19 protein-coding genes are annotated in these 18,203 nt (G+C 69.3%); 13 read left to right on the top strand and 6 right to left on the bottom strand.

Translation table 11 applies throughout. The annotated features are described in order from the left end of the window. Positions 1-161: 161 nt before the first annotated feature. The 4 genes from ACFYY7_RS39440 (at position 162) to ACFYY7_RS39425 (ending at position 2,582) form a co-directional block, all read left to right on the top strand. The gene (locus ACFYY7_RS39440; protein WP_388669394.1) at positions 162-1,475 is read left to right on the top strand and encodes a CynX/NimT family MFS transporter; all 1,314 of its coding nucleotides are present in this window, start codon (positions 162-164) and stop codon (positions 1,473-1,475) included. A 26-nt stretch (positions 1,476-1,501) separates the two neighbouring features. Further along, a complete protein-coding gene (locus ACFYY7_RS39435) occupies positions 1,502-1,612 on the top strand; it encodes an SGM_5486 family transporter-associated protein (RefSeq protein ID WP_323185911.1) in 111 nt (36 codons plus the stop codon). 170 nt (positions 1,613-1,782) lie between these two features. Next, entirely contained in the window at positions 1,783-1,989 is a 207-nt protein-coding gene (locus ACFYY7_RS39430; RefSeq protein ID WP_388669391.1) for a hypothetical protein, read from the top strand. Positions 1,990-2,063: 74 nt separating this feature from the next. Beyond that, positions 2,064-2,582, top strand: a complete 519-nt coding sequence (locus ACFYY7_RS39425; RefSeq protein WP_388669388.1) for a SixA phosphatase family protein — start codon at positions 2,064-2,066, stop codon at positions 2,580-2,582. A 156-nt stretch (positions 2,583-2,738) separates the two neighbouring features. On the opposite strand, the gene serB is transcribed toward ACFYY7_RS39425, so the two are convergent. Beyond that, a complete protein-coding gene (gene serB / locus ACFYY7_RS39420; RefSeq protein WP_382935733.1) occupies positions 2,739-4,025 on the bottom strand; it encodes a phosphoserine phosphatase SerB in 1,287 nt (428 codons plus the stop codon). Positions 4,026-4,448: 423 nt separating this feature from the next. On the opposite strand from serB, the gene ACFYY7_RS39415 reads away from it, so the two are divergent. Then, on the top strand, positions 4,449-7,025 hold the full coding sequence (locus ACFYY7_RS39415; protein WP_388669385.1) for an FHA domain-containing protein: 2,577 nt from the start codon (positions 4,449-4,451) through the stop codon (positions 7,023-7,025). 95 nt (positions 7,026-7,120) lie between these two features. On the opposite strand, the gene ACFYY7_RS39410 is transcribed toward ACFYY7_RS39415, so the two are convergent. Continuing rightward, a complete protein-coding gene (locus ACFYY7_RS39410) occupies positions 7,121-7,891 on the bottom strand; it encodes a transglycosylase SLT domain-containing protein (protein ID WP_388669382.1) in 771 nt (256 codons plus the stop codon). Between the two features lie 541 nt (positions 7,892-8,432). Between ACFYY7_RS39410 and ACFYY7_RS39405 the strand changes: the two genes are divergently transcribed. The 3 genes from ACFYY7_RS39405 to ACFYY7_RS39395 all read left to right on the top strand — a co-directional run bounded on the left by ACFYY7_RS39405 (position 8,433) and on the right by ACFYY7_RS39395 (position 10,640). Continuing rightward, positions 8,433-9,578 (top strand): GAF domain-containing sensor histidine kinase, encoded by a 1,146-nt coding sequence (locus ACFYY7_RS39405; protein WP_388669379.1) that lies wholly within the window; start codon positions 8,433-8,435, stop codon positions 9,576-9,578. Next, the gene (locus ACFYY7_RS39400) at positions 9,571-10,215 is read left to right on the top strand and encodes a response regulator (RefSeq protein WP_388669376.1); all 645 of its coding nucleotides are present in this window, start codon (positions 9,571-9,573) and stop codon (positions 10,213-10,215) included. Before ACFYY7_RS39405 ends, ACFYY7_RS39400 begins: the two co-directional genes overlap by 8 nt. Before the next feature lie 176 nt (positions 10,216-10,391). Further along, positions 10,392-10,640 (top strand): chaplin family protein, encoded by a 249-nt coding sequence (locus ACFYY7_RS39395; protein ID WP_388669373.1) that lies wholly within the window; start codon positions 10,392-10,394, stop codon positions 10,638-10,640. Positions 10,641-10,811: 171 nt separating this feature from the next. Here the strand turns inward: ACFYY7_RS39395 and ACFYY7_RS39390 are convergent, their stop codons facing one another. After that, positions 10,812-11,597, bottom strand: coding sequence for a hypothetical protein (locus tag ACFYY7_RS39390; RefSeq protein WP_376319267.1), 786 nt, complete (start codon positions 11,595-11,597; stop codon positions 10,812-10,814). Between the two features lie 153 nt (positions 11,598-11,750). On the opposite strand from ACFYY7_RS39390, the gene ACFYY7_RS39385 reads away from it, so the two are divergent. The 4 genes from ACFYY7_RS39385 (at position 11,751) to ACFYY7_RS39370 (ending at position 15,002) form a co-directional block, all read left to right on the top strand. Next, entirely contained in the window at positions 11,751-12,548 is a 798-nt protein-coding gene (locus tag ACFYY7_RS39385) for an ABC transporter ATP-binding protein (protein WP_388669369.1), read from the top strand. A 120-nt stretch (positions 12,549-12,668) separates the two neighbouring features. After that, the gene (locus ACFYY7_RS39380) at positions 12,669-13,097 is read left to right on the top strand and encodes an NfeD family protein (protein WP_266736316.1); all 429 of its coding nucleotides are present in this window, start codon (positions 12,669-12,671) and stop codon (positions 13,095-13,097) included. Positions 13,098-13,243: 146 nt separating this feature from the next. Then, on the top strand, positions 13,244-14,173 hold the full coding sequence (locus ACFYY7_RS39375) for an SPFH domain-containing protein (RefSeq protein WP_093895790.1): 930 nt from the start codon (positions 13,244-13,246) through the stop codon (positions 14,171-14,173). A 61-nt stretch (positions 14,174-14,234) separates the two neighbouring features. After that, a complete protein-coding gene (locus tag ACFYY7_RS39370) occupies positions 14,235-15,002 on the top strand; it encodes a sulfite exporter TauE/SafE family protein (protein WP_388669365.1) in 768 nt (255 codons plus the stop codon). A gap of 60 nt (positions 15,003-15,062) precedes the next feature. Here ACFYY7_RS39370 and ACFYY7_RS39365 read toward each other — a convergent pair whose 3' ends face one another. From ACFYY7_RS39365 to ACFYY7_RS39355, 3 genes are all read right to left on the bottom strand, one after another. Next, on the bottom strand, positions 15,063-15,569 hold the full coding sequence (locus ACFYY7_RS39365; protein WP_266421215.1) for an HNH endonuclease: 507 nt from the start codon (positions 15,567-15,569) through the stop codon (positions 15,063-15,065). 166 nt (positions 15,570-15,735) lie between these two features. Beyond that, on the bottom strand, positions 15,736-16,266 hold the full coding sequence (locus ACFYY7_RS39360; RefSeq protein ID WP_356080677.1) for a YbhB/YbcL family Raf kinase inhibitor-like protein: 531 nt from the start codon (positions 16,264-16,266) through the stop codon (positions 15,736-15,738). 52 nt (positions 16,267-16,318) lie between these two features. Then, positions 16,319-17,101, bottom strand: coding sequence for a sporulation protein (locus tag ACFYY7_RS39355; protein WP_388669362.1), 783 nt, complete (start codon positions 17,099-17,101; stop codon positions 16,319-16,321). A 73-nt stretch (positions 17,102-17,174) separates the two neighbouring features. Between ACFYY7_RS39355 and ACFYY7_RS39350 the strand changes: the two genes are divergently transcribed. Further along, complete coding sequence (locus ACFYY7_RS39350; protein ID WP_388669359.1) at positions 17,175-17,816, top strand: DNA-3-methyladenine glycosylase; 642 nt, start codon at positions 17,175-17,177, stop codon at positions 17,814-17,816. Positions 17,817-18,203: the final 387 nt, after the last annotated feature.

Below are 18,203 nucleotides of genomic sequence, written 5' to 3'. Positions count from 1 at the left end.
GGTTGCTGGGGTGATGAGGAGTGATGAGGAGTGGTGAAGGGGGCGAGGGGTGGTGACGGGGGCGGGAGTCGTCTGCAGTTGCGGTGCCTGGAGCGAATCGTCTCAGAGGGGCTCCCGGCTGATTGGACAATCAATCATCCCATGATTCTATGATGGGCCTCATGCCCGACGACGAGACCCGGCCCCAGACCCGGACCCTGACCCCCGCCGCCACGGTGGACGCCCCTACGAAAACCCCGGCCGCACAGACCCCGCAGGCCCCCCGGACGGCACCGGCCGCCGACGGGGCCTCTCCCTGGCTCCTCCGGCTGGTCGTCGTCGGGCTGGTCCTCACCGCGCTCAACCTCCGCCCCGCCATCACCAGCCTCGGCGCCCTCCTCGAAGAGGTCCGCGACGGGCTGCACATGAGCGGCAGCGTCGCCGGTGTCCTGACCTCCGTGCCGCCGCTCTGCTTCGCGATCTTCGGCATCATGGCGCCGCGCCTGGCCCGCCGCTTCGGTCCGGGCGCGGTGGTCTGCGCCGGCATGACCGCCATCACCGCCGGTCTGGTCATACGGCCGCTCGTCGGCGGTACGGCCGGCTTCCTCGCCGCGAGCGCCCTCGCCCTCATGGGCATCGCCGTCAGCAACGTCCTGATGCCGGTGATCGTCAAGCGCTGGTTCCCGGACCGGGTGGGCTCCATGACCGGGCTCTACTCGATGGCCCTGGCCCTGGGCACCTCGCTCGCCGCCGCGGTGACCGTGCCCATGACCAGCGCGATGGGCGGCAGCTGGCGGCTGGGGCTCGGCGTCTGGGCCGTGCTCTCTGCCGTCGCGATCCTGCCCTGGATCACGGTGGTACGGGACCGGCGCGGCGGCCCGGCGCAGCAGGCCGCCCAGCAGCAAGGCGCCCCCGCGCTGAAGATCACCCGCAGCCGTACCGCCTGGGCCCTCGCCTGCTTCTTCGGGCTGCAGGCCACCGCCGCGTACATCACCATGGGCTGGATGCCGCAGATCTTCCGCGACGCCGGGGTCTCGGCCGGTACGGCGGGTGTGCTGCTCGCCGTGACCATGGCGATGGGCGTGCCGCTCGCCTTCGTCATCCCGGGGGTCGCGACCCGGATGAAGAACCAGGGCGCGATCGTCGTCTTCCTCGGCAGCTGCGGCCTCATCGGCTACGCGGGCCTCTACCTCGCACCGGCCGGCGGGGCCTGGGCCTGGGCGGTGCTCCTGGGTATCTCGAACTGCTCCTTCCCGCTCGCCCTGACCATGATCGGCATGCGGTCGCGCACCGGTGCGGGAGTGGTCCGGCTGTCCGCGTTCGCGCAGTCCGTCGGGTATCTGATCTCGATCCCGGGGCCGCTGCTGATCGGTGTGCTCTACCAGCACAGCGGCGGCTGGGAGCTGCCGATCGCGCTGATGGCGGGCCTCATGGTGCCGCAGATGGCGATCGGAATCCTGGCCGGGCGGGACCGGACCATCGAGGACGAATGCTGAAGTGCGAGACTGGTTCCATGTCTCCTGTGCTCGACCCGAATCCCCAGAACGGTCAGAAGAAGCTCCTCGCCGTGCTCGGGGCGATGCTGCTGATCACCGTGATCGTCGCAGTGATCGCCTCGATCGCGTCCCCCTGAGCCTGAGCCGCGCACTGAGCGGCCCGGCCGCCGGCCCCCGATGGTAGGGCTGGCACCACCATCCCCTAGGGGGCCAGGGTCAGGGTGAAGTGGGTGGGTCGCCGGATGGGTCCGGCGGCCCGGGATCCGTAGGTTTTCGGTATCGGTACCGAAGACCCACGGAGGCGGACATGCCGGCCCGAACGCACACCCCGACCATCCACCCGGCCACGGGCAGCGTCGAGGTCCGGCTGCCGTGGTGGGCCGTCGCGCTGCCCGCGATCGCGTTCGCCGCACTGCTGCTGCTGATCATGGGGTCCGGCGAGGCGCACGCCGCGACCGCCGACCCGGCGATCAGCCGGTTGCTCGCGCGAATCATGGCCCTGGTGACCGGCTGACGTCGCCCGCGCACCCCGCGGTAGCCCGTCAACACCCTGCGCCGGGCGGCACATTTCATGCGAAGCTGAGGTGTATGAGCGTCGATACACCTCGCAGGATCGTCCTTCTCAGGCATGCAAAGGCGGAATGGTCGCAGGACTCCGACCACGAGCGACCGCTCGCGGAGCGCGGCCGCAAGGATGCCCCCGTCGCGGGCCGCCGACTCGTCGACTCCGGGATCGTCCTCGATCTGGCCCTCTGCTCCACCGCGGCCCGGACGCGCGAGACGTGGAAGCTGGCCGTCCACGAGATGCCGCAGCGCCCCAAAACCGTGTACGAGGACCGGCTGTACGAGGCGTCCCTCGGCGAGCTCATCGCGCTGATCAACGAGACCCCCGACGACGTGCACAACCTCCTGGTCATCGGCCACAACCCCGGCATGCACGCGATCGCCGACGCCCTCTCGGAATCGTCCGAGGGCGACGCCCTGGCCCGGATGACCCGCGGCGGCTTCCCCACCGCTGCCTTCGCCGTCGTCGAGTTCTCCGGCTCCTGGAAGGGCGTGGAGCACGGAGTGGGCAAGCTGGTCGAGTACTGGACGCCCAACGACTGAACAACGACTGACCGACGACTGATCCCGTCGTGGTAAGGAGCAGGGCCCCGGATGCGGAAAGCACCGGGGCCCTGCTCCGTTCGCGCGACCGTGCCGTACGCACCCGCGGACGCGTCGGACGTACCCCCGACCGTGCCGGAGGCACCCGCGGACGCGTCAGTCGACGAGGCCGTCGGCGGCCTCGACCTCCTCGCGGGTGATGCCGAGCAGATACAGCACGGTGTCCAGGAACGGCACGTTCACCGCGGTGTGCGCCGCCTCGCGGACCACCGGCTTGGCGTTGAAGGCCACCCCGAGCCCGGCGGTGTTCAGCATGTCCAGGTCGTTCGCACCGTCACCGATCGCGACGGTCTGCGCCAGCGGCACCCCGGCCTGCTCGGCGAAACTGCGCAGCAGCCGGGCCTTGCCGGCCCGGTCGACGATGTCGCCGACGACCCGTCCCGTGAGCTTTCCGTCGACCACTTCCAAGGTGTTGGCAGAGGCGAAGTCGAGCCCGAGCCGTTCCTTCAGATCGTCGGTGACCTGGGTGAATCCGCCCGAGACCACGCCGACTTGGTAGCCGAGCCGCTTCAGCGTACGGATCAGGGTGCGCGCGCCAGGCGTCAGCCGCACCTCGGAACGCACCTTGTCCACCACCGACACATCGAGCCCGGCCAGCAGCGCCACCCGCGCGTGCAGCGACTGCTCGAAGTCGAGCTCACCGCGCATCGCCTGCTCGGTCACCTCGGCGACCTTGTCCTCGCAGCCCGCGTGGGCGGCGAAGAGCTCGATGACCTCGTCCTGGATGAGCGTCGAGTCGACGTCCATGACGACCAGCCGCTGCGCCCGGCGGCTCAGCCCGGCCGACACCACCGCGACATCGACACCGATGCCGGCGGACTCCGTCGCCAGCGCGGTCCGCAGCTCCTCGGTCGCGGCGCCGGACACCGCGAACTCGACCGCCGTGACCGGGTATTTCGCGAGCCGGAAGATACGGTCGATGTTGCCGCCGGTGGAAGTGATCGTGGCCGCTATGGCGGCGGTCGACTCCGCGGTCAGCGGGTGTCCGAGCACCGTCACATGGGAACGCCCGTGGCCACGCGGCCGGTTGTCACCGGTACCGGAGATAATCTCGGCCTGGAGCTTCAGCGATTCGGCCCAGCTGTGCACGGTCGCCCGCAGGTCGCCCTCGGTGGTGCCGCCCGCGGTCGGGGCGGTGACCAGTACGCACAGGACGATGCGGCCACGGGTGACGACCTGCTCGATGTCGACGACATCGACCGAGTAGGCGGCGAGGGTGTCGAAGAGCCCGGCGGTGATACCCGGGCGGTCCTTCCCGAAGATCTTCACGAGAAGGGTGGGGGTGTCGGCGCCCCGAGGGGACTCGGGGGGCTCACTACGGGACCCGGGGGACTCAGGGGGCTCAGGAGACGAGGAGGACCGAGGTGGCTGAGATGCGCTCATGGTGCTTCCACCGTATCGGTCCGCGCCGGGGCTCAGGGCGCCCGTCCCGAGGACCGGACAGCGCGTCGGACCCGTACCCCGCCCGGCGCACGCCCGCGGTGACGGACCGCGCGCGTCCGGATTCAGCCAGTGGTCGCGGAGGGGATACGGCGGACTCGGGGGGGCGGTCGGGACGCGGCGGGCAGGGGCGACCGGGATGCCCCGGTCACCGATGATTCGTACGTACTCGGGTCGCTTGCCGCGCCCTGCTCCCTTTGGCCGCGAGCCGCCGCCCCCTGTTCGTGTCGGCACCGTAACGATGCAGGTCTCGGCAGCGTCTTCGCCCCGCCCGACTTTCGTATCGGGGACTGCTCCTGGAATAGTTCCTCACGATGTTCAGCATCCCTAGGCCCCCTGCGACGGGGGCGACTCGGGGGACAACTAGTGGGGCGCGGAGTGCCGGAACTCGTACTGGAATTGAATGGCAGGACCTGGACGCTCGATCCGTCCAGGTCGTACACCCTCGGGCGCGACCCGCAGGGCGACCTGACGATCGACGACGCCAGAGTGTCGTGGCGGCACGCCACGATCAGCTGGGGTGGCCGGAGTTGGTTCATCGAGGATCACGGCAGCACCAACGGCACCTATGCGCAGGGCAGCCGGGTCCAGCAGCTGGAGATCGGTCCCGGATCCGTCGTGCACCTGGGCAATGCCACTGACGGCCCGCGGCTGAGCCTCACCGCCGCGGCTGGTGCCGATGTGTACAGCGGGCAGGGCGCGGGTGCCCAGCAGGCACCGGTCCAGCAGCCCCAGCACGGAGGTGCCGGCTGGCCCGGCCAGCAGGCACCTGCCCAGCCGCAGCAGGCACAGCAGCCCCAGCAGGGCTGGCCGCAGCAGGCCCCCCAGGGAGTGCCGCCGCAGCAGCCCGTACAACCCCACGTCCCGCAGCAGCAGGGCATGGCGAAGACGCCCGGCGCGGGCGGAGCCGCGGGGGCTCCGCCGGTGTACGGAGACCGCAGCCCGACCACGTTCCACCAGCTGGCCCTCGGCCGCGTCATGCGCATCGGTCGTGCGCTGGAGAACGAACTGGTCGTCTCCGACCTCCAGGTCTCGCGCCACCACGCCGAATTCCACGCGACCCCCGACGGCCGCTTCGAGATCCGTGACCTCGGATCCCACAACGGCACGTACGTCAACGGTCAGCCGCTCTCCAAGTCCGGCTCCGCGCTCATCGGCCCCAACGACATCGTCGGCGTCGGTCACTCGACCTTCCGCCTGGTCGGCGACCGGCTCGAAGAGTTCGTCGACACCGGTGAGGTCTCCTTCTCCGCCCGTCACCTCACGGTGACGGTCGACGGCGGGAAGCAGATCCTCAAGGACGTCTCCTTCGGTGTCCCGGAGAAGTCGCTCGTCGCGGTCATCGGCCCGTCCGGATCCGGGAAGTCCACCCTGCTCAAGGCGCTCACCGGTTACCGGCCCGCCAACCAGGGCGACGTCCTCTACGACAACCGGAACCTGTACAAGCAGTTCGCCGAGCTGCGCCAGCGCATCGGTCTGGTCCCGCAGGACGACATCCTGCACAAGGAACTCACCGTCACCAAGGCGCTCAAGTACGCGGCCAAGCTCCGCTTCCCCGCGGACACCAGCGAGGCCGAGCGCCAGGCCCGGATCCTCGAAGTCCTCGCCGAGCTCAAGCTCGACATCCACAAGGACAAGAAGGTCACCTCGCTCTCCGGCGGTCAGCGCAAGCGCGTCTCCGTCGCCCTGGAGCTGCTCACCAAGCCGTCGCTGATCTTCCTGGACGAGCCGACCTCCGGCCTCGACCCGGGCATGGACCGCGACGTCATGCAGCTGCTGCGCGGACTGGCCGACGACGGCCGTACCGTCCTGGTCGTCACGCACTCCGTCGCCGAGCTGGCGATCTGCGACAAGCTGCTGGTCATGGCGCCGGGCGGCTCCGTCGCCTACTTCGGCCCGCCGGAGGAGGCGCTCAACTTCTTCGGCTACACCACCTGGGCCGACGTCTTCTCCGCGTTCGAGAACTACCGCGACTACGACTGGGCGGGCCGCTGGCGCGGATCGCAGCACTACCAGATGTACGCCGCGGACATCGACGCCGTCGCCGCACAGTCCGTACACATGCCGCCCCCGCAGCAGATGCGCCCGCCGAAGCCGCAGAGCTGGTCGGCCCAGCTGTGGACGCTGATGCGCCGCTACGTCTCGGTGATCGCGTCCGACAAGGGCTTCATGGGCCTGATGGTGATCCTGCCCGCCGTGCTCGGCGTCGTCAGCGTGGTCATCCCGGCCGACTTCGGCCTGGCCCCGCCGAAGCCGCCGTCCCGGTTCAACGGAGCCGCCGGAACGATCATGCTGATCCTCGCGGTCGGCATGTGCTTCTCCGGTGCGGCCAACTCCGTACGAGAACTGATCAAGGAACGCGTCATCTACGAACGGGAACGGGCCACCGGCCTGTCCCGCTCCGCCTATCTGATGTCCAAGGTGATCGTCCTCGGCGTGATCACCGCCTTCCAGGGCGTCATCATCTGCGGCATCGGCTTCGCCACCCGCGAGCTGCCCGAAGAGGGCCTGATCATGCCGCCGGCCGTCGAGCTCTGCCTGACGATCATCGTCCTCGGCTTCACCTCGATGATGTTCGGCCTGGTGATCTCCTCGCTGGTGAAGACCGCCGAGAAGACCATGCCGCTGCTGGTCATGTTCGCGATCGTCCAGGTCGTCTTCACCGGCATCCTCTTCCAGGTGTTCGGCTCGCCCGGCCTGGAGCAGTTCGCCTGGCTGATGCCGTCCCGCTGGGCCATCGCCGGCGCGGGCACGACGCTCGACCTCTCGCACCTCATGGCGCCGTGGGACCCGAAGAACCCGACCGATCTCGACCCGCTGTGGGAGCACTCGGCCTCCCAGTGGGGGATCAACATCTCGGTGCTCCTGCTGCTCGGCATCGTCTGCGGTGTCGTGGTCGCGCGACTGCTGCGCCGCCACGAGCCCGAGGTCATGCGCAAGTAGCGCGGACCCCGGTACCGGACGCCGAAGGGCGGCACCCCGCGCGGGGTGCCGCCCTTCGGCGTGTGCGGATGCTGTCCGGCGATGCGCGGCGCCGGTCAGTACGCGCTGTTGACGTTGTCCATCGAGCCGTACTTGTCGGCCGCGTAGTTGGCCGCGGCCGTGATGTTGGCGACCGGGTCGTAGATGTTCCACGAGGTGCCCGGGACGTGGTACGCGTTGAACGTCGGCCGGATGACCTGGAGCAGGCCGCAGGACGGGGTGCCGTTCTGGGCGTTGATGTCCCAGCCGTTGATCGCGTTCGGGTTGCCGGTCGACTCGCGCATGATGTTGCGGTGCAGACCGTCGTACGAGCCGGGGATGCCGTGGGCCCGCATGATGTCCAGGGACTCCCTGATCCAGCCGTCCAGGTTGTTGGCGTACACCGGGGTGCGGGCCTCGGATCGGCTGGCGGCCTGCGTCTGCGTGCGCTCGGCGGCGACGGCCTTCGCCTTCACCTTGGCGGCGGCCTCGGCCTTCGCCTTTGCCTCGGCCCGGGCCTTGATCTTGGCGGCCTCGGCGGCCTTCGCCTTCGCGGCGGCGGCCTTCTTGGCCTTGGCGAGGTCTGCGGCCTTCACCAGCTGCTCGGCGGTGGAGTGCTGCTCGATGATGCTGGCCTGCACGGTCTTGGCCTGCGGAGTACCGGCGACCGACGCGAAGGCCACTGGCTCGGCGGACACGGGGGTCTCGGCCTCGGGCTTGGGGTCGGCGTTGGCGGGGACGAGCGAGAACGAGAGCGCGGCGACGGCCATGGCGGAGATGCCCGCGACGGAGAGCTTCTGGGTCTTGTTCAGTCGACGACGACGGCCGGGGATGCTGGACACGGACATACAGACATACCTCTTCGAATCGCGGGAGTCCTCACGGAGGACGAAGACGGGAAGCGGTCTCGCATCTCCGTCGGGGACGAGAGCAATTCTTAGCGCCAGCAAAATCTGGTGGCAAAGGTGTGACGTACGAACCCGGGTAGTCGGCCGGGGCTCCGCCCGAACGCGTCGGGCCGCGCTCATAACCACTGATGCGGCGCTTACGTGCCCACTAGCAGGCTTCGTAAGTGATGTGGGTCCTATGTGCGGCCTCACATCGGACGTGCAACAACCTCACCAAGCGTTGCTTCAGCAATTCGGAGTGTGAGATTCCGTATCTGGGTGGGTGTCCGGCACGGCCGTCAGCCCCATGTAAGGGCCGCAGCACGGGCCGCACCCGCGTACGTACTGCTCCCGCGTACGCGCCGCTCCTCCATACGGGGCCGCCCCTCACGTATACGGGGCCGCCCCTCACGCATGGGTGGAAGGACCTAGTCCCAGCGCACTAATCCGCGGCCGTCCACAGGCCGATACGGCGTTCGAATCCCGCCGGTACGGTGAAGCCATGAGCCATCGCCCACCGTCGGGTCTCGCCGCCGTGAGCGCCGCGCTGCTCGCCATGAGCCGGCATCTCGAAGTGCGCGACGTCCTGAAGACGATCGTCGCCTCGGCCCGCGAGCTGCTGGACGCCGAGTACGCGGCCCTGGGCGTCCCCGACGACCACGGCGGCTTCGCCCAGTTCGTCGTCGACGGAGTCAGTGACGAGCAGTGGAAGGCCATCGGCCCGCTGCCCAGACAGCACGGCATCCTCGCCTCGATGCTTCATGAGGCGAAGCCCGAGCGCCTCGCCGATGTCCGCAAGGACCCCCGCTTCGAGGGCTGGCCCGACGCCCACCCCGACATGTCCGACTTCCTGGGCCTGCCGATCAGGGACGGAGAGGAGATCATCGGCGCACTCTTCCTCGCCAACAAGCGCTGCCCCAAACCCGAGGGCAGCTGCGGTTTCACCGCCGAGGACGAGGAACTGCTGGCCATACTCGCCCAGCACGCGGCGATAGCCCTCACCAACGCCCGGCTCTACGAACGCAGCCGCGAGCTCACCATCGCCGAGGAGCGCTCCCGGCTCGCCCACGAGCTGCACGACGCGGTGAGCCAGAAGCTGTTCTCGCTGCGGCTGACGGCCCAGGCGGCCACCGCCCTGGTGGACCGCGACCCGGCCCGCGCCAAGGGCGAGCTCCAGCAGGTCGCCGCACTGGCCGCGGAGGCAGTGGACGAGCTGCGCGCCGCCGTCGTCGAGCTGCGCCCCGCCGCGCTCGACGAGGACGGTCTCGTCGCCACCCTCCGTACCCAGATCCAGGTCCTGGACCGGGCCCACACGGCCAGGGTCACCTTCGAGAGCCTGGGCATACGGGCCCTGCCCGCCGCCCAGGAGGAGGCGCTGCTGAGGGTCTCCCAGGAGGCCCTGCACAACGCGCTGCGCCACTCCGGGGCGGAGCACGTCGGCGTCACACTGGCCCGGCACGACAGCGGCACGCTGCTGCGGATCACCGACGACGGCGGCGGCTTCGAACCCACGGCGATCCGGCAGGCGGGCCGGCATCTGGGCCTGGTGTCGATGCGGGACCGCGCGAACGGCGTCGGCGGAAGGCTCACCGTTGAATCGGCGCCCGGCAAGGGCACCACGATCGAGATGGAGGTACCCGGTGGCTGACAAGATCATCAGGGTGCTGCTGGTCGACGACCACCAGGTGGTCCGCCGTGGTCTGCGTACGTTCCTGGAGATCCAGGACGACATAGAGGTGGTCGGCGAGGCGGCCGACGGTGCCGAGGGGGTGGCCAGGACCGAGGAGCTCCGCCCCGATGTGGTCCTGATGGACATCAAGATGCCCGGCACCGACGGCATCGAGGCGCTGCGCAAGCTGCGCGAGCTGGAGAACCCGGCCAAGGTCCTCATCGTCACCAGCTTCACCGAGCAGCGCACCGTGGTCCCCGCCCTGCGCGCCGGAGCCTCCGGTTATGTGTACAAGGACGTCGACCCGGACGCCCTGGCCGGTGCGATCCGCTCGGTGCACGCGGGCCACGTCCTGCTCCAGCCGGAGGTCGCGGGGGCCCTGCTCGCCCAGGAGGACTCGGGCAGCGGTACGGGCCGGGGGAGCACGCTCACCGAGCGGGAGCGGGAGGTGCTGGGCCTGATCGCCGACGGCCGCTCCAACCGCGAGATCGCCCGAGCGCTGGTCCTCTCCGAGAAGACCGTCAAGACACACGTCTCGAACATCCTGATGAAACTGGACCTCTCGGACCGGACCCAGGCCGCGCTGTGGGCCGTCCGGCACGGGGCGGCGGGCTGACCGACGAGGAAGCGTGCCGGTGACGAAGCGTGCCGGTGATGAAACGGACCCTCCAGCTCCGGGCTGAGATTCATACTGTCGGGTGTATGTCACCCGGACGGCGCAACCTGCTCGGCTCCGAGGCGTTCTCCAGGGTGCTGCGGCGGCTGGCCGCAGCCACCTAGGAGGATCCTGAAGTGAAGAACCTGAAGAAGGCCGCTGCCATCACCATGATCGCCGGTGGAATCATCGCCGCCGGCGCGGGCGCTGCCTCCGCCACCGGACACGGCGCGGGTGCCGACGGTGTCGCGGCCCACTCCCCGGGCGTGGTCAGCGGCAACGTCGTCCAGGTCCCGGTGGACGTCCCGGTGAACGTGGTCGGCAACACGATCAACGTGGTCGGCCTGCTCAACCCGGCCTTCGGCAACCTCGGCCTGAACGGCTGACCGACCCCATGGCCGGCTGACCGGCTCCACGGCCGACCGGTCCCGTGTCCGGCTGACCGGCTCCACAGTCGCATCTCGCCGGACGGGCAGACCGAGCCCGTCCGGCGACACCCGCGCCATCCGCCGGCCGAGGCCGGGGCCGTGTCCGGCCCCGATCCGCCCCGCCAGGCCCTACCGCCCCCGCTCGCGCTCCTCCACATACGCGTTGTACGCGGCGACCTGCGCCCGCCGGGCCACCCGCTCCACCGGCCGCAGCGCCTCACCCCGGGCCGCGATCTCCGAAGCGCTCACCGCGCCGCCGTGCCCGTTCTCGTACGCCACCGAGATCAGCAGCCCCACCCGCTGCGCCAGCTCCAGCACCCGCACCGCCCGCGGCGGATACCCCGGAGCCAGCACCTCGCGGCCCCGCTCCGCCCGCGCCCGGTACGCGTCCACCGCCGCCTCGGCCACCGGCCCCGAACCGGCCACGTCCAGCCGCGACAGCACCGCCGTCGCGTCCCGCAACGCCTCGGCGAGCTCCCGCTCCGCCTCTCCCAGCGACGGCACATCGGCCGGCGGCGCCTCCCGTACCGGCAGACAACGCCACACCACCTCGATGTGCAGATCCCCGGCCGGCCCCACCTCGCGCACCTCGGGAACCAGCCCGTACGGCGCGCCGAAGGCCACCACCGCCTCCTCGGCCTCCAGCGCCCGCGCGTTGAACTCCGGCGGACCGCTCAGCCCCAGCGGATGGCCGGGCGCCGGCAGCGCCACCCTGAAACCCGTCACCCCCAGACCCCGCAACCGCCCCAGCGCCAGCGTGAGCCCGACCGGCCCCGCCTCGCCCGGCAGCCCCTCCACGCGGTGCACCGCGTCCTCCCCGACAATGGCGAGCGCTGCCTCGTCCGGCGACACCAGTCCCGCCAGAAGCGCGTTTCCCCAAGCGGCCAACAGCCCTGAGCGTGGTTCCGAAAGCATGGGAACACCCTAGGGTCTGTCCGGGGGAACGGGCCGGGGCCCGTCGTCACTCGGGCCCAGCGCCGGGAGCACTCGCGCGGTGGCGTAGATTTCCCTGGGAGCTGTGCCCACAGGTACCGACGATCTCGACACTGCATGGGGAGACAACGCGCCATGAGCGATGTACTGGAGCTGGTGGACGTATCAGTGGTCCGCGACGGACGCGCTCTGGTGGACGACGTCTCCTGGTCGGTCAAGGAGGGGGAGCGCTGGGTCATCCTCGGCCCCAACGGCGCCGGCAAGACCACCCTGCTCAACATCGCCTCCAGCTACCTCTTCCCGAGCACCGGCACCGCCAAGGTCCTCGGCGAGCAGCTCGGCGGCGTCGGCACCGACGTCTTCGAGCTCCGCCCCCGCATCGGCATCGCGGGCATCGCCATGGCCGAGAAGCTGCCCCGGCGCCAGACCGTGCTGCAGACGGTGCTCACCGCCGCGTACGGCATGACCGCCACCTGGCACGAGGACTACGAAGCCGTCGACGAGGACCGCGCCCGCGCCTTCCTCGACCGGCTCGGCATGACCGAGTACCTCGACCGGAAGTTCGGCACCCTCTCCGAGGGCGAGCGCAAGCGCACCCTGATCGCCCGCGCCATGATGACCGACCCCGAACTGCTGCTCCTCGACGAGCCGGCGGCGGGACTCGACCTCGGCGGCCGCGAGGACCTGGTCCGCCGCCTGGGCCGACTGGCCCGCGACCCGTACGCCCCCTCCATGGTCATGGTCACCCACCATGTCGAGGAGATCGCCCCCGGCTTCACCCACGTACTGATGATCCGCCAGGGCAAGGTGCTCGCCGCGGGCCCCATGGAGACCGAACTCAGCTCCCGCAACCTCTCCCTCTGCTTCGGCCTGCCGCTCATCGTCGAGCGCACCGGTGACCGCTACACGGCCCACGGCCTGCCGCTCTCGTAGGTACGGCCTGCCGCTCTCCCGGGCACGGCCGACGACGACTTCCGGCCCGAAGGGCCCAACGGGCCGAGCGGCCTGCTTGCGCCCTGTCCGCGAGGGCGTTCGCGGTTCTACCATGACCACGTGGACATCGACGCGTGGGTGTGGTGGCTGATCGGCGCGGTGGGACTGGGCATCCCCCTCGTCATGACCGCGATGCCCGAGTTCGGCATGTTCGCCGTCGGAGCGGTCGCAGCGGCAGTCGTCGCGGCACTCGGCGGCGGCATCGTGGCCCAGGTACTGGTGTTCGTCGTGGTCTCCGTGGCGCTCATCGCCGTGGTCCGCCCCATCGCCGCCAGACACCGCGACGACCGGCCCCAACTCGCCACCGGCATCGATGCGCTGAAAGGCCGTCAAGCCGTCGTACTGGAACGGGTCGACAGCAGCGGCGGCCGGATCAAACTGGCCGGGGAGGTCTGGTCCGCCCGCGCACTCGACGAGGGCCAGAGCTTCGATCCCGGCCAACAGGTCGATGTCGTCGACATCGACGGAGCAACGGCAGTCGTCATGTGACCGAACCACCCACAATGCAGAGCGCGTTCTGTCAGACTCGAAGTCGATCATCATGAGATCGGGGCCGGTACGACTTCCGGCCCCACCCACGACCTCGACCTCGATCATCGCGATCCGTCGGCAACCGAAGGGCAACGAGGAACACGATGCAACCGATCATCATCGTTCTGATCATTCTGGTGGTGCTCGTCTTCATCGCCCTGATCAAGACGATCCAGGTCATCCCGCAGGCCAGCGCCGCCATCGTGGAGCGCTTCGGCCGCTACACCCGCACGCTCAACGCAGGCCTGAACATCGTCGTTCCATTCATCGACTCCATCCGCAACCGCATCGACCTCCGTGAACAGGTCGTGCCTTTCCCGCCCCAGCCGGTGATCACCCAGGACAACCTGGTCGTCAACATCGACACCGTCATCTACTACCAGGTGACCGACGCGCGGGCCGCGACCTACGAAGTCGCCAGCTACATCCAGGCGATCGAGCAGCTCACCGTCACCACCCTCCGCAACATCATCGGCGGCATGGACCTGGAGCGGACCCTGACCTCCCGCGAGGAGATCAACGCGGCCCTGCGCGGCGTCCTCGACGAGGCCACCGGCAAGTGGGGCATCCGCGTCAACCGCGTCGAGCTCAAGGCGATCGAACCGCCCACCTCCATCCAGGACTCGATGGAGAAGCAGATGCGCGCCGACCGTGACAAGCGCGCCGCGATCCTCCAGGCCGAAGGAACGCGCCAGTCCGCGATCCTCACCGCGGAGGGCGAGAAGCAGTCCGCGATCCTGCGCGCCGAGGGTGAGGCCAAGGCATCGGCCCTGCGCGCCGAGGGCGAGGCCCAGGCGATCCGTACGGTCTTCGAGTCGATCCACGCCGGCGACCCGGACCAGAAGCTCCTCTCGTACCAGTACCTCCAGATGCTCCCGAAGATCGCCGAGGGCGACGCCAACAAGCTCTGGATCGTGCCCAGCGAGATCGGCGACGCCCTCAAGGGTCTCAGCGGCGCCTTCGGCAACCTCGGCAACGGCGCCCCCGGGTTCGACACGGGCAAGGAGCGCCGGGAACAGCCCCCGGTCGATTGACGCGTACACGCCCCGTGCATGATCAGTGCACCAAGCACCGATCACGCACGGGGGATCCGCAATGAACATCTGGGAGATGCTCGCCGTCTTCGCCGCGGGCATCAGCGCCGGCACGATCAACACGATCGTCGGCTCGGGAACGCTGATCACCTTCCCCGTGCTGCTCGCCACCGGTCTTCCCCCGGTCACGGCGACCGTCTCCAACGCCCTCGGCCTGATCCCCGGTTCCGTCAGCGGCGCCATCGGCTACCGCGAGGAGCTCAAAGGACAGGGCCGCCGCGTTCTCAAGCTCGCCGTCGGTGCCCTCATCGGCGGTCTCACCGGCGCCACCCTGCTGCTGGCCCTGCCCTCCACGGCCTTCGAGACCATCGTGCCGATCCTGGTGGCCCTGGCTCTCGTCCTGGTCATCCTGCAACCACGCATCAGCAAAGCGGTCCAGCGCCGGCGCGAGCACAGCGGCACCCCCGCCCACCCCGACGGCGGACCGCTCCTGTTCGCCGGGCTGATGCTCGCCAGCGTCTACGGCGGCTACTTCACCGCCGCCCAGGGGATCATCTACCTCTCCCTGATGGGCATGCTGCTCGACGACACCATGCAGCGCCTCAACGCCGTCAAGAACGTCCTGGCGGCCGTCGTCAACAGCATCGCCGCGCTCTTCTTCCTGTTCGTCGCCGACTTCGACTGGACGGCCGTCGTACTGATCGCGGTCGGCTCCGCGCTGGGCGGCCAGATCGGCGCCAAAATTGGCCGCCGCCTCAGCCCCACCGTCCTGCGCGTCCTCATCGTCGCGGTCGGCACGGTCGCCATCGTCCAGCTGCTGCTCCGCTGACATACAGAAGCCCGCCTCCCCCGGAGACGGGCTTCCACCACGACGAAATGCGTACGCCGATTACGCCGCGGCGCGGTCCAGCCACTCCGGCAGCTCCGACCGCTCACCGGCGCCCAGCGCCAGCAGCATCGCCTGCGCCGGAGACGGTACGAACGGCTGACGCAGCAGCGGCATCCCCGCCTGCTCCGGCGTCCGGGCCGCCTTTCGGTGATTGTCCTCGGCGCAGGACGCCACCGTGTTCAGCCAGGTGTCCTGACCGCCCTGGGCGCGCGGTACGACGTGGTCGACGGTGCTCGCCCGCCGCCCGCAGTACGCGCACCGGTGCTGGTCCCGTATCAGCACACCCCTCCGGGACCACGGGGCATGTCTTCGGAACGGCACCCGTACGTACCGGCAGAGCCTGATCACCCGGGGCACCGGAATGTCCACGGCGGCGCCACGCATGCGGAGATCGGGATGCGACTGCTCGACCACGGCCTTGTCCTGCAGAATCAGCACCACCGCACGATTCAGCGTCACTGTCGACAGCGGCTCGAAGCTCGCGTTCAGTACCAGAGTGTCCCGCATCTCGCCCACCTCCCGTGTGCCGCCCGCCCCCTGGCAGGCCCGGATCAACTCTGTCCGGGCGGGCCGTGATGGACAACGCAATAAAAATGCCCTGCCCTGATCTCTCCAGGACCAGGGCAGGGCAAACAGCAGGGGAACTCCGGGTTCACCCAGTACCAGGCCAGTACTAGGCGGGGCCGGTGTACTCACCGATCAGCTGAGCACGGCCCAGCGTGTGGAACCGAAGATTGAACCCGACGACCGCGGGCGACGCATCGCTGTCGACACCCAGCTTCTCGGTGTCCACCGCGTACACCGTGAACACGTAGCGGTGGTTCTCGCCGGCCGGCGGCGCGGCACCGCCGAACTCCTTCGAGCCGTAGTCGTTGCGGACCTGCACGGCACCGGCGGGCAGCCCCTCGAACTTCCCGCTGCCCGCACCGGCCGGCAGCTCCGTGACCGACGCCGGGATGTCGAAGACCACCCAGTGCCAGAACCCGCTGCCGGTAGGAGCATCGGGGTCGAAGCAGGTCACGGCGAAACTCTTGGTCTGCGCCGGGAACGACTCCCACCGCAGCTGCGGCGAGGTGTTCCCGGCCGCGAACACCTGAGCGTCCGCCAGCACGGCGCCGGGGGCGAGATCCTCGCTCACCACCGTGAACGACGGCACCTCCGGATGGAAGTCGTGCGGCAGCGGCGCCCTCTTCGGCTCGGTCACGTCAGCACCTCTCCTGGTCGCATTTCTGCTGTCAGTGGATCTCCCACCGACCCTAGAGCCAGTTGCGCTGACCGCCGACCTGCGCCAGCCACTGATTGAGGTACGCCGCCCAGTCGGTCCCCTGGAAGTCGTTCAGCCCGACCTTGAAGGAGCGGTACGAGTCGCTGCCCTCGCTGAAGAGCCCCGGCTTCTTGTCCATCTCCAGGACGACATCCATCTCACGGTCGTCGGCGACGAACGTCAGCTCCACCTGGTTCAGCCCGCGGTACTGTTGCGGCGGGACGAACTCGATCTCCTGGTAGAACGGCAGCCGCTGGCGCGTACCGCGAATGTGACCGCGCTCCATGTCCGCGCTGCGGAAGCCGAAGCCGAGCTGTCCGAAGGCGTCGAGAATGGCCTGCTGGGCCGGCAGCGGGTGCACATTGACCGGGTCCAGGTCGCCCGAGTCCAGCGCCCGCGCGATCTCCAGCTCCGTGGTCACGCCGATGTTCATGCCGTGCAGGTGCTGACCGGCGAACATCGTTATCGGCGTCTCCCACGGAATTTCGAGCCCGAAGGGTACGACGTGCACGGCACCGGCCCGCACCTCGAACGCGCCACCGAGCCGCAGCTTGGTGAACTCGATGTCCTGCTTGGTCTCCGTGTCCTGGCCCTCGACCTCGACCCGGGCCTGCAGACCCACGGAGAGTCCCTCGATCTGCTGATCCACGGAACCGCCCTGGATCCGCACCTCGCCCTGGACGACGCCGCCCGGTACGACGTTGAGCTCGGAAAGCTCGGTCTCCACCGAAGCGCCACCGGCACCCAGGCTCGCGAGCAGCCGCTTGAAGCCCATATTTACTCCTCCTTGGTCTTGACCTCTACATACGTGCCACGACCGTATTCGGTTCCCGGTACCCTCGACCGCCATGATCGTGGGCTTGGACCGTACGCCGCTGACGCGCGACTTCTTCGACCGCCCCGTGCTGGATGTGGCACCCGACCTCCTGGGCCGGATCCTGGTGCGGGCCACACCGGACGGACCCATCGAGCTGCGCCTGACCGAGGTGGAGGCGTACGCCGGTGAGATCGACCCGGGATCGCACGCCTTCAGAGGCCGCACCGCACGCAACAGCGTCATGTTCGGACCGCCCGGCCACGCGTACGTCTACTTCACCTACGGCATGTGGCACTGCCTCAACCTGGTGTGCGGCCCCGAGGGCAGGGCGAGCGGGGTCCTGCTCCGCGCCGGCGACATCCAGGTCGGCGCCGAACTCACCCGTGAACGTCGAAACTCGGCCCGCAACGACAAGGAACTGGCCAAAGGCCCGGCCCGCCTGGCCACCGCCCTCGACGTCGACCGAACACTGAACGGCACCGACGCCATCGCCCACCCCGGGGCCTCGCTGTCCGTACTGCACGGCACCCCACCCCCACGTGACCAGGTACGCAATGGTCCCCGCACCGGAGTGGGCGGCGACGGCGCCGCACATCCCTGGCGCTTCTGGATCGACGGGGACCCCACGGTGAGCCCCTACCGGGCCCATGTGCCACGTCGCCGCGCAACTTGACTCGCCCTTGAGGGATGCCTAATGTAGTCCGAGCCGCTTGAGACGGGCACTGCTGTCGATGAGGTCCATCGGACCCCATCCGAGCATCTCGAAGCGGCCAACCACTACCTACGAATCACCCTGGCGGGTGCGAATTCGGCATGCCGTAATTCAATCCCTTTCGGCTCGATTATGAGTCGCCAAGGAAACCGGCTAATGTAGTGGACACGCCGAAAGGCAAGGCCCCTCCAAGGCCACCGGAATTCAAATTCGGACCGGAAACGGAACGAAAAGAGTCTGGTAAGGTTGGAACCGCCGGAAAGGGAAACGCGAAAGCGAAGAACTGGAAAGCGAAAAGCAGGATCCCGCTTCGACCGGGAATCGGACACGAAAGAGTCTGATAGAGTC

Source organism: Streptomyces sp. NPDC001933, from assembly GCF_042890955.1.
Taxonomy (GTDB): domain Bacteria; phylum Actinomycetota; class Actinomycetes; order Streptomycetales; family Streptomycetaceae; genus Streptomyces.
Note: the sequence above shows the minus strand (reverse complement) of the source record. Positions and strands in the feature narration are given on the sequence as shown.

Coding starts and splice junctions, on each gene's coding strand:
- ACFYY7_RS39375 (WP_093895790.1), top strand. CDS start 13,244: ATGCAACCGATCATCATCGTTCTGATCATTCTGGTGGTGCTCGTCTTC.
- serB (WP_382935733.1), bottom strand. CDS start 4,025: ATGAGCGCATCTCAGCCACCTCGGTCCTCCTCGTCTCCTGAGCCCCCT.
- ACFYY7_RS39390 (WP_376319267.1), bottom strand. CDS start 11,597: ATGCTTTCGGAACCACGCTCAGGGCTGTTGGCCGCTTGGGGAAACGCG.
- ACFYY7_RS39430 (WP_388669391.1), top strand. CDS start 1,783: ATGCCGGCCCGAACGCACACCCCGACCATCCACCCGGCCACGGGCAGC.
- ACFYY7_RS39370 (WP_388669365.1), top strand. CDS start 14,235: ATGAACATCTGGGAGATGCTCGCCGTCTTCGCCGCGGGCATCAGCGCC.
- ACFYY7_RS39425 (WP_388669388.1), top strand. CDS start 2,064: ATGAGCGTCGATACACCTCGCAGGATCGTCCTTCTCAGGCATGCAAAG.
- ACFYY7_RS39405 (WP_388669379.1), top strand. CDS start 8,433: ATGAGCCATCGCCCACCGTCGGGTCTCGCCGCCGTGAGCGCCGCGCTG.
- ACFYY7_RS39440 (WP_388669394.1), top strand. CDS start 162: ATGCCCGACGACGAGACCCGGCCCCAGACCCGGACCCTGACCCCCGCC.
- ACFYY7_RS39410 (WP_388669382.1), bottom strand. CDS start 7,891: ATGTCCGTGTCCAGCATCCCCGGCCGTCGTCGTCGACTGAACAAGACC.
- ACFYY7_RS39385 (WP_388669369.1), top strand. CDS start 11,751: ATGAGCGATGTACTGGAGCTGGTGGACGTATCAGTGGTCCGCGACGGA.
- ACFYY7_RS39350 (WP_388669359.1), top strand. CDS start 17,175: ATGATCGTGGGCTTGGACCGTACGCCGCTGACGCGCGACTTCTTCGAC.
- ACFYY7_RS39365 (WP_266421215.1), bottom strand. CDS start 15,569: ATGCGGGACACTCTGGTACTGAACGCGAGCTTCGAGCCGCTGTCGACA.
- ACFYY7_RS39355 (WP_388669362.1), bottom strand. CDS start 17,101: ATGGGCTTCAAGCGGCTGCTCGCGAGCCTGGGTGCCGGTGGCGCTTCG.